This window comes from Pararhizobium sp. (assembly GCF_035497515.1).
In the GTDB taxonomy this organism is placed as follows: domain Bacteria; phylum Pseudomonadota; class Alphaproteobacteria; order Rhizobiales; family Rhizobiaceae; genus Pararhizobium.
Genome location: NZ_DATJDJ010000133.1, coordinates 1 through 9,659, shown reverse-complemented (window position 1 = coordinate 9,659; position 9,659 = coordinate 1). Strand labels below are relative to the sequence as shown.

General features: G+C 60.1%; 9 protein-coding genes and 3 tRNA genes. 7 read left to right on the top strand and 5 right to left on the bottom strand.

Going from position 1 to position 9,659, the window contains the following annotated elements:
* The 3 genes from VL202_RS13945 to VL202_RS13935 all read right to left on the bottom strand — a co-directional run.
* Window positions 1-127 (bottom strand): GTP-binding protein (locus VL202_RS13945; protein WP_244910400.1); only part of this gene is annotated, 127 nt, incomplete at its 3' end.
* A gap of 266 nt (window positions 128-393) precedes the next feature.
* Window positions 394-467, bottom strand: a tRNA-Gly gene (locus VL202_RS13940).
* A gap of 24 nt (window positions 468-491) precedes the next feature.
* Window positions 492-576: transfer RNA gene (locus tag VL202_RS13935), tRNA-Tyr, on the bottom strand.
* A 216-nt stretch (window positions 577-792) separates the two neighbouring features.
* Between VL202_RS13935 and rlmB the strand changes: the two genes are divergently transcribed.
* Complete coding sequence (gene rlmB / locus VL202_RS13930; protein ID WP_325464710.1) at window positions 793-1,674, top strand: 23S rRNA (guanosine(2251)-2'-O)-methyltransferase RlmB; 882 nt, start codon at window positions 793-795, stop codon at window positions 1,672-1,674.
* Window positions 1,675-1,767: 93 nt separating this feature from the next.
* Here the strand turns inward: rlmB and VL202_RS13925 are convergent, their stop codons facing one another.
* Both VL202_RS13925 and VL202_RS13920 read right to left on the bottom strand, forming a co-directional pair.
* Window positions 1,768-2,508, bottom strand: a complete 741-nt coding sequence (locus tag VL202_RS13925; protein WP_325464709.1) for a hypothetical protein — start codon at window positions 2,506-2,508, stop codon at window positions 1,768-1,770.
* 140 nt (window positions 2,509-2,648) lie between these two features.
* Window positions 2,649-3,275, bottom strand: a complete 627-nt coding sequence (locus VL202_RS13920; RefSeq protein ID WP_325464708.1) for an FMN-dependent NADH-azoreductase — start codon at window positions 3,273-3,275, stop codon at window positions 2,649-2,651.
* Between the two features lie 146 nt (window positions 3,276-3,421).
* Here VL202_RS13920 and VL202_RS13915 point away from each other — a divergent pair, with 146 nt between their 5' ends.
* The 6 genes from VL202_RS13915 to VL202_RS13890 all read left to right on the top strand — a co-directional run.
* Entirely contained in the window at window positions 3,422-4,366 is a 945-nt protein-coding gene (locus VL202_RS13915) for a LysR family transcriptional regulator (RefSeq protein ID WP_325464707.1), read from the top strand.
* Window positions 4,367-4,565: 199 nt separating this feature from the next.
* Window positions 4,566-5,291, top strand: coding sequence for a YoaK family protein (locus VL202_RS13910; protein WP_325464706.1), 726 nt, complete (start codon window positions 4,566-4,568; stop codon window positions 5,289-5,291).
* A 132-nt stretch (window positions 5,292-5,423) separates the two neighbouring features.
* Window positions 5,424-5,499 (top strand) — tRNA-Thr (locus tag VL202_RS13905).
* Between the two features lie 276 nt (window positions 5,500-5,775).
* Window positions 5,776-6,024: a hypothetical protein gene (locus VL202_RS13900; protein ID WP_325464705.1), complete on the top strand. Its 249-nt coding sequence runs from the start codon at window positions 5,776-5,778 to the stop codon at window positions 6,022-6,024.
* Window positions 6,025-6,447: 423 nt separating this feature from the next.
* Complete coding sequence (locus VL202_RS13895; RefSeq protein ID WP_325464704.1) at window positions 6,448-7,437, top strand: helix-turn-helix domain-containing protein; 990 nt, start codon at window positions 6,448-6,450, stop codon at window positions 7,435-7,437.
* Between the two features lie 180 nt (window positions 7,438-7,617).
* Window positions 7,618-9,659: calcium-binding protein (locus tag VL202_RS13890; RefSeq protein ID WP_325464703.1), on the top strand; the 2,042-nt coding region annotated here is incomplete at its 3' end.

Sequence of the window (9,659 nt, the reverse complement as noted above, 5' to 3'; positions counted from 1 at the left end):
CATACGCCTTGTATTCGCCGAAATACTTCGTGATCGCCGCCGTCAGCGACGTCTTGCCATGGTCAACGTGACCGATCGTGCCGATGTTGACATGCGGCTTGTTGCGCTCAAATTTGCTCTTTGCCATGGGGTCAAGTTTCCTGTGATCAATGAGAATGCACCATACCGGCGGCGCCGGTTTGGGGAGGCGTGTAAGGGTTTCGGAAGAATTGCGCAAGACTTAATTGTCGTGCGCCTCATGAGGCCCTTGGCCTCGGTATAAAGCATATATGGGAAAGCTCGTTTTCGATTCCAATAGCCGAGATTCCGAATCCGGAAAGCAGCGCAAATCAAGTGTTTGCCGCGACAAATTAAAGCAACTGATGATATTGCGATCGAGAAAAGGGATTCGTGTGGAGCGGGTAGCGGGAATCGAACCCGCGTATTCAGCTTGGAAGGCTGCTGCTCTACCATTGAGCTATACCCGCGGGGTCATGATCCGTGCAACAGAATGGTGGAGGGAGTTGGATTTGAACCAACGTAGGCTGAGCCAACGGATTTACAGTCCGTCCCCTTTAACCACTCGGGCATCCCTCCATTATTCTGTCGGGATCAAGCGACCAAGTCTCAGATCGAAGCGCCGTGCGCCGGGGCAAGTCAACCCTTCAATCTGCGCCGGGTATATGACGGGCCAGTCTCATCCTGTCAACACGGCTCTCCAGAAAAATTTGGGAAATTCGCGATAAAGATGGATGGCGCCCGATTTCGCGAAAAACGGTTCCACGCGCGGTCTATCCCCGGTATAAGACCCGCATGAGCAAAGATAATCCCGGCGACAAGAGCGCCCAAGACACCCACTACGCCACCCTCCGGCGCGCGCATCGCGATGCCAGGCGCGAACGCGGCGAAATCCCCACCCCCGTGCCGGACAAGCGCCGGAAGACCGCAAGCACGGACTGGAAGGCGCCGCAACTGGCTCCCGATCAGGTCCTGCTCTACGGCATCCATACGGTGCGCGCGGCCCTCGACAATCCCGACCGCAAGATCGCCAAGCTTTCCGTCACGCAGAACGCGCTGGTGCGGCTTGAAATCGGTGCTGTCGATACGCTCGGCTTTCCCGTCGAGATCGTCAGCCCGCAGGATCTGGACAAGATCCTCGGACCCGACGCCATTCACCAGGGCGCGATGCTCGAAACGGCGCCCCTGCCCGTCCGCCGTCTTTCGGCACTCCAGGACAGCCCGCTCGTGCTGGTCCTCGACCAGGTGACCGATCCGCACAATGTCGGCGCCATCATGCGCTCGGCGGTCGCCTTCAATGCCGGCGCGCTGATCACCACGCAACGCCACAGCCCGACCGAATCCGGCGTCATGGCGAAATCCGCCTCCGGCGCACTCGAAATGATCCCCTATATCCAGATCACCAATCTCTCCGACGCGCTCGACGAACTGCACAAGCTCGGCTTCGTCTCGATCGGGCTCGATTCGGAGGGGCCGGCTCCGCTCGAGCAGGCCCTGTCCGGGCAGAAGATCGCGCTCGTGCTCGGCGCCGAGGGCAAGGGATTGCGGCAGAAGACCCGCCAGACCGTCACGGCCCTGGCGCGGCTCGACATGCCCGGCGCCATCAAGTCACTGAACGTCTCCAATGCCGCGGCGATCGCCATGTATGCGACGCGCGGCTATCTCGCGAAGGCATGAAGACCAGCGAATCGCGGAAAAAACGCCGACCGGCATCCGGGCTTCGGGGCAGCCATCCCGGAGCCGGCCCCGACCGCCAACCGGATGACGGAATCAGGACGGCAGGAGGCAGCGCGTCGCGCCGTCCCGCGGCGTGACCGTCACCGCACTTGCAGCCCAGCGCAATGCCACCGGATATTCGATCACGCTCGGCAACGCCTTGATTGCCTCGGCGTAATCCGGCGTGCGCTTCATCTCCGCCTCGTAGGCATCCTTGCAGTCCGGAATGCGGGCGATCTCGAGCCCGGTCTCCTCGCCGATTCGCTTCGCGCAATCGTCCTTGTCCGCATAGAGCGAGCAGGCCGTGGTGAGATTGCGGACAAATTGCAGCGACAGGCCATGTTCATCGGCTTCGATTGCCGAGAGGCTGTCGATCGCCATGGCGGCGTCGAAAAGCTTCGTGGCCGTCCCGGAGTCATAGACCACGAATGGCAGACCACCGTTCCAGCCATCCGCCGCCTGGAAAAAGACGTAAGGCCCGAACACGCCCAGGAAATAACCGGCGATATCGTCGCGGATCACCCGTTCGCCGGTGCCGTCCCGCTCGCACGGTGCGTCCGTTGCCTGAAAGGCCAGCTTTTCGGCTCCGACTTCGCCGAGATCCACTTGCTTGACCATGACGTCGGTATAGCGATTGCATGTGACCTTCGGTTCGGCCGACGGATTCTGCGGATCGGCCGGCAATTTGACCGTCTCAGTGGCAACGGGCCTGTCGAAGGGATCGGCGGATGCAGCCGCTACCAGCGACGGCACGATCGTCAGCGCAATTCCAAGTAAACCGTAGCCATGCCGCATGAGTGCCCCCCTCCGTCGTCGTGGAAGAGCCTAGCGGATGCCGGGTCTGAATCAACGCCGTTTTGCGTGAGGGCACATAGGACGTGAAAAGCCGGACACGAGGTGACCGGCCTTCAGATTTCACGGACTGTATTCGATGATCAGGCGGCGATATCGAAATGGCCGCGATCGGCGATGGCCTTTTCGGCGGCGCTGATCGCAGCATCCTTCGAATCGGGGCTGATTGCCAGGCCTTCGGCGCGAACGAATTCGACATCGGTGATGCCGATGAAACCGAGCACGGTGCTGAGATAGGTTTCCTGATGGTCCATGGCGCGGATCGGAGAAGCGCCGGAATAATGGCCGCCACGGGTCGAGGCGACGATGACCTTCTTGCCCTTGGCGAGACCTTCGACACCTTTCTCGGTATATCGGAACGTGGTGCCCGCAACGAGGATGCGGTCGATCCAGGTCTTCAGCTGGCTCGGGATGGTGAAATTGTACATCGGCGCACCAACGACGACGACGTCGGCAGCGAGGAATTCGCTGAGCGAGGCGCGGGCGGCATCGAGTTCGGAAACAAGCTTGGCATCGAGGCCTTCCGGATTGGCGGAAGCAGCCATCAGATGCGAACCGTTGAGATGGGCGAGCGGCTCGGCGGCGAGGTCGCGGTAGGTGACGCTATCGCCGGGACGTTCCGTCTTGATACGCGCGACGATCGAAGCCGTCAGGCGGCGCGACACGGAATGATCGCCGAGAATACCGGAGTCGATATGGAGAATGTTCATCTTGCACCTTCGAGTGAAATTGTGTGGTGTTTGGGTGCTTCAGATATAAATTTAAAACAATCGAACGATAAGACAGCTCTTTTTCGACAAGCCGTTTCCTGATAGAAACGATAAAAGAGTGATTTTGATGGAAACGAAGGTGTGACATGCAGGACCTCAACGATCTCGCGCTGTTTGCCGCTGTCGTCAAACACAAGGGCTTTTCCTCCGCCGCACGAGCCCTCAACGTCCCGAAATCCAAGCTGAGCAAGCACGTCGCCCGGCTGGAACAACAGCTCGACGTCCGGCTTCTCGAGCGGTCGACACGCAAGTTGCGCGTCACCGAAATCGGCCAGGCCTTTTACGAACGCTGCGAAACCATCCTGTCCGGCATCGAGGCGGCGGAGGCCGTGGTTGCCGCCGCCAAGAGCGAGCCGGTCGGTGTCGTGCGTCTCTCCTGCCCGATCGGTTTCACGCCGATGGTCGGCCATCTCGTTCCGGCCTTTCACCGCCGTTATCCGGGCGTGCGCCTCTTGATCACCACTACCAACCGGCGGATCGATCTGGTTGAGGAACGTATCGACGTCGCTTTGCGCGCCCGCGACCAGCTGGACACCGACAACAATCTCATCGTGCGCAAACTCGGCGAAGCCCGGCAATATCTGGTCGCAAGCCCAGCCCTGGTGGCACGGCTCGGCAATGTGACGATCGACACACTAGGCAAGATGCCGACACTGTCGATGAACGAGCAGCACTTGACCGACAACTGGCAGCTGAATCACATGGATGGAACGAGGCACGAGGTTTCGCACCAGCCGGTGATCGGCTGTGGCGATTTCGGCATTCTCGAGCGGGCCGCAATCGAAGGCATCGGCATTGCGCTCCTGCCCAACCATTTGTGCCTCCGCGGCTTTCGCACCGGCGTGCTGGTGCCGGTCCTGCCGGAATGGTCCTCGAACAGTACGATCGCCCATCTGGTCTTCACCTCGCGCCACGGCATGCTCCCCTCGGTGCGCGCGCTGATCGACTTCCTTGCCGACAACCTGCCCGGCGCGATGACGCGCTGCAACGAAATCGACCCCGCGCCCGCCATGCTGGACGCAGCCGAATAGTCGCAATTATGCATCATATTTAAAGTGTTACTGCGACCTTTGCGCGTCATATTTGATGCGCGTCGCTGTCGTCTCCGCCGCATAAAACTGTGCAATGGACCAGAGGCGTCGCCTGACGCGCGCCTGTTTGCTGCACGGCGCTGTATGATCGCCCGGTTCCGTCGCCGAATCACCGCTGGCGGACATCAGGGGTGCGATCATGACACGGGAACGGCGGCGGCGAATCATCCAGACGCGGCGAACCGCGATCGGAATTTCCCTTGTCGTGGCGATCTCGTTTCTGGCCGGCATGACCGATGCCGCCGGCCTCCTCGTCGCCGGCAGCTTCGTGTCCTTCATGAGCGGCAACACGACGCGCGCCGCCGTCTTTCTGGCCGACGGCGACCAGGACTATGCCGCCATTCTGTTCGGCGCGCTTGCCGTCTTCGTCGCCGGCAATGCGCTGGGGATCATCGTTGCGCACGGCGCCGCCCGCCGCGCCTTTCGCGTGCTGACAGCCGTCATGCTCGTCCTCGCCTGTGCCGCCGCTATCGCCGATCCGGCCTTTGTCACGCTTCGCTTCTATGCCCTTGTGCTGGCCATGGGGCTGGTCAATACCGCCATCGAGCATATCGAAGGCCTGCCGATCGGACTGACCTATGTGACCGGTGCGCTGTCGCGTTTCGGACGGGGTATCGGCCACTGGATGGTCGGCAATCCGCGCCGCGACTGGATCGTCCAGATCGCTCCATGGATCGGCATGGCGGCCGGCGGCATTTGCGGCGCCTTTCTCGAGCGCATGCTGGGCACCGGTGTCCTCTGGCTGATCTGCGCGCTCTCGGCCGTCCTTGCCGTCCTCACCTTCATCATTCCGCCTCGCCTGCAGAAACGCCTGGCGCAACAGGCACACGTTCCGGCCAAACCCCGCCGGCGCTCAGCGTCCTGATCCTTTTGGTACCTGCCCGCCGAAAACAATCCCAGCGGTTCATCCGCGCGCGCCAAGGATCGGGAAAAGCGATGAAATTCGCATTTTCCCTTTACACCGCCAGAGAATATGCTAACTCCCTGCACCATAGCTGCCCTTATAGCTCAGTTGGTAGAGCACCTGATTTGTAATCAGGGGGTCCCGGGTTCGAGTCCTGGTGGGGGCACCAAATTTTCTCCTGAAAATTGGCCGAAACGCTTGTGCCGTAAGGCGTTGAGATACATTTCTCACTTGTTATTTCCCCTCACCTCGCTACCCAAACCGCCCATTGATTTAATTGCGAAACCCGAAACGGCGCCCCCACCTTTTGACGCCCGTTTCTTCGCACCAGTTCAATTTATGTCTGCGGGAATCAGCATTTATCAGTTCAGCGCCAACCCTTGACGCCGGTGGCAGCGCAGCAAAATTGCGCTATCTTGATCTCGATTCGATGGGGGACGCGACAATGGCCGACCAGAACAAAACCGTAAAACTCATTGTCCTCGCAGCCTTCGACGACGGGGAAGGAAACCTGCTGCCTGCCTTCGATCCTCGCCAGATGCAGGATGAAGGCCGAGCCGTGCGGGAGACGAAAGCGATCGCCGACAAGCACACAGCCGTCGTCGCGTGGAGCCGTGACGCCGATCCGATAGCCGGTGAGTATGGGCCGCCGACGATCCTGTTTCAGAGCGGCCCCGTTCCGGAGATGGAGTGACGGTGGCGGCCACACCCGGACATTGCGATTTTCCGTGACCGAGCAAGCTTCGCAGTAATCCACCGGCGGGCGGGTCCGACTTCACCCAAGCGGAGTGCGCTAGAAGGTCGAGGCGGCGAGCGCCAGCGTCCGGCGCTGTCTTCTGTGTCTTCGACCTCCTTCATTCGGCCACGACCTCGCTGGTCCGAAATCTAACGGCGAGCGCGTCTGGACTCCTGTGCGGATAAGTGTTTCCTTCTCGGATGTCGATGACGATATTGGGCTTGGAAGGTGGGGTTCGCGGCTCAGTGAGCATGACGTGGGGAAGCAATGAGATAGGCAGCGCGCGCCGGCGCGTATTACGGTCACTGTATCGGACGCGAAGACGGCACAGGCAAATTTCCAGGGTTTTTGCCTCCGATATTTTTTTGGCGATTTAAACCGATGACGTCAAAGCCCAACGGCAAGGTTTCAGCGAACACGTTCCACGGCACCTTCACTGATCCGGGCGCGATGGCGCGGGCACTGGCTGGGCTGGATCCAGAAGCGTCGGGCCCTCACCCCACAGGCGCCAGCAAAGGCTTCCTTGGGTCGTTCGCCCGCGCGGCGCTCGGCCCCCTCCATGTCGGGGTCGGCAACTTTTCCTCCGGAATTCCGCAGTCTGCGGGGATCCCGAACCTGCATATATTCATGTTCCCCACTCAGCATTCGCTGGTCCGCAAAGTATCGGGGCAGCAATTGTTCGGGCCGCAGATTTTCCATTGCCGGCCTAATGACATCACGGTCACCAGTTCCCCTGGACATCAACCATGGGCCTTCGGGATAATCACGATCCCTTTCGACGTCCTCGCGACGCATGCCCAGGAGCTGACTGGACGCGACCATGCAGTCCCCATGAACGACAACCGGATGTTCCGCGTGCCGGAGCCGGTATTTTCGCGTCTCGTGATACTTATACGATATCTCGAGCGCCTTGTACGGGAGCAATCATCGATCATCAATGCGCCACGCCCGGTTAGGGCGCTCTCCGGTAGCATCATAGATGCGCTGGTCGCCTGCCTCACTCTCTCGCATGCGATGCCAGACAGGACAGTGCTTGGCCGCCACCGCAAAATCTTGGATCGGTTCCTTCAACTAGTGGAGGAACGGCCGGAGGATATGCTTTCACTCAGTGACATATGCGCAGAGGTTGGCGTCGCTCACCGAACACTGAACATGATCTGCCAGGATTTTCTAAGCCAAGCACCGATTCAGTACGCTCGCGAGCGGCGCCTGGACCGCGTTCGCGAGCGACTGCTAGCATCAGCACCGAACGAAACCTCTGTCACGAACGTGGCCACACAATATGGATTTTGGGAGCTTGGACGTTTCGCCCAGGCCTACCGGCTGCGGTTTGGCGAACGGCCGTCGGAATCCCTCGCGAAGCCACGCTAGTAGCCTAAATTTACGGAACCACACAACTCTTGCAAGAATTGCATAGTCCGCCACTGACGAGCGGTCTATTGCCGCTGCTGGTCACAACTGTAAGCGTTGTCCCGCTGAAAGCGGTCAGCGCAGGCGCGCTGTTTTTGACTGGGCGCTTCTAGATTCCTCCTTCAAGTGGATGCGGCAGCAATGAGTTATTACCTAACCGAAGACGACGACATCATCACTGGAACCGATTTGAGCGACCGGTTTGTGGATCGAGGCCCGATGGGTGGTTTTGACGTTCTCGACGGTCGTGGTGGTGACGACCAGTTCGATCTCGGTCCAGGGGGCGCCGGAACGGTCGATGGTGGTACAGGCTTCGACACGGTCGTCGCCGACTACACCAATCTCGGTTCGATGGTCTTTTCCAATGTCGAGCGTCTGGAGGTCTTGGGGGATTCGTTCAACTCGACCATCGTGCAGCTCAGCGAGTTCAGTGAAATTTCCACCGTCTATTCGACGTTCAGCCTCAGTCTTTCCGGGGCAGGTGGCGAGCTGGATTTCTCCACTCGCCTCGGTTTTCAGAAAATGGAGCTGTTTGCCTCTGGCCTGACCTCTCCGGCGCAGATCACCGGGAGCAAAGGCAGTGATACCTTCCATGGTTTGAGCACCGGTTACCTCGATGGGAGCGGCGGAACAGATCTTCTGGTTTTGCTGAGGACCCCGGGAGTGACTTCAATTTCACTCGGTTCAATGGTGATCAAGAATGTGGAGAAACTCTTTTCTGACGCGGCGATCACTGCCAGCATCGACCAGATGCTTGACTTTTCCTCGATCGAAGCGCTAACGCTCCGCCTCGTCGGTTCGGGCGGAACGCTCAATTTGACGAGTGCGCTGCAAGGTCATGTCGATGCATCCGGGTTGACCTCGGGCGCAGTGTTAACGGTGGGTGACGGCCACTACGAGGGCTCTTTAGTCGGCAGCAACTTCAACGACACGTTGAGCGGCAGCATCAGAAATGACACCATAAGGGGCGGCTTGGGCAACGATACTCTCAGTGGGGGAGCAGGCCACGATACACTGTTGGGCGTCCTGTTCGATGAAGACGGTGTCGCGTATGATGAGGGAACTGATGTTCTGAACGGTGGCGACGGCATCGACAGCCTCTACGGTGGCGGGAATGACATCCTCAACGGCGGCAATGGCAGCGATACCCTTTATCTTGGGCTGGGTGGATCAGGCGCGGTTGACGGCGGCGCGGATGTAGACGGTGTCGTCGTGAACGTCACCAGCCTTGGCAACTTCACCTTCAAGAACGTCGAGAACCTGTCCTCGTCGCACAACCTCATCGGTAAACTTGTCCAGTTCAACTCGTTCCAAAGCATTTCCATCCTCGGCACCATAAGTCTTGCTGGGGTCGGCGGCACGCTGGATCTGTCGTCGCGGGTCGGAGGTGCAGTCAAGGTCAATGGCTCGGCGCTTACTTCAGCCGTGGTTCTCAGCGGGGGCGCCGCCGGCGACATCCTGAGGGCCACGAACTATCACGACACTCTGGAGGGGGGTGCCGGAGGCGACTATCTGTCTGGGGGAACAGGCAGCGACCGGGCCGTATACGTCAACGCGGCAGCTGGCGTGGTTGCTAACTTGTCCACCCCAGCGGGCAACTCGGGTGAAGCGGCTGGAGACACCTACAATTCGATCGAGAGCGTTACCGGTTCGGCATTCAACGATACGCTGACCGGCAATGCCGGGACCAACAGCATCATCGGCGGAGCCGGCAACGACACAGTCATCGGCCTTGCCGGTAGCGACAACCTGTTCGGCCAGGATGGCAACGACGTCCTGAACGGCGGAGCCGGCGCTGATGCCCTCAGCGGCGGTGCAGGTTCCGACCGGGCAACCTACGAGGATGCTGCGTCGGGTGTCATCGCCGCCCTGCTCAGCCCGGCGACCAACACCGGCGAAGCCGCCGGCGACACCTATACGTCAATCGAAAACCTGACCGGCTCTGCCTTCAACGACAGGCTGACAGGCACCAACAGCCTGAACAGCCTCATTGGCGGCGCCGGCAACGATACGCTGGTCGGTCTTGGCGGCGATGACAACCTGTTCGGCCAGGACGGCAACGACACCTTTATCGGTGGCGTGGGTGCCGACGATTTCTCCGGCGGCAACGGCACCGATACCGCATCCTACGAGACGGCAGCCGCGGCCGTCATCGCAAGCCTGACCACGCCGGCTTCCAACAC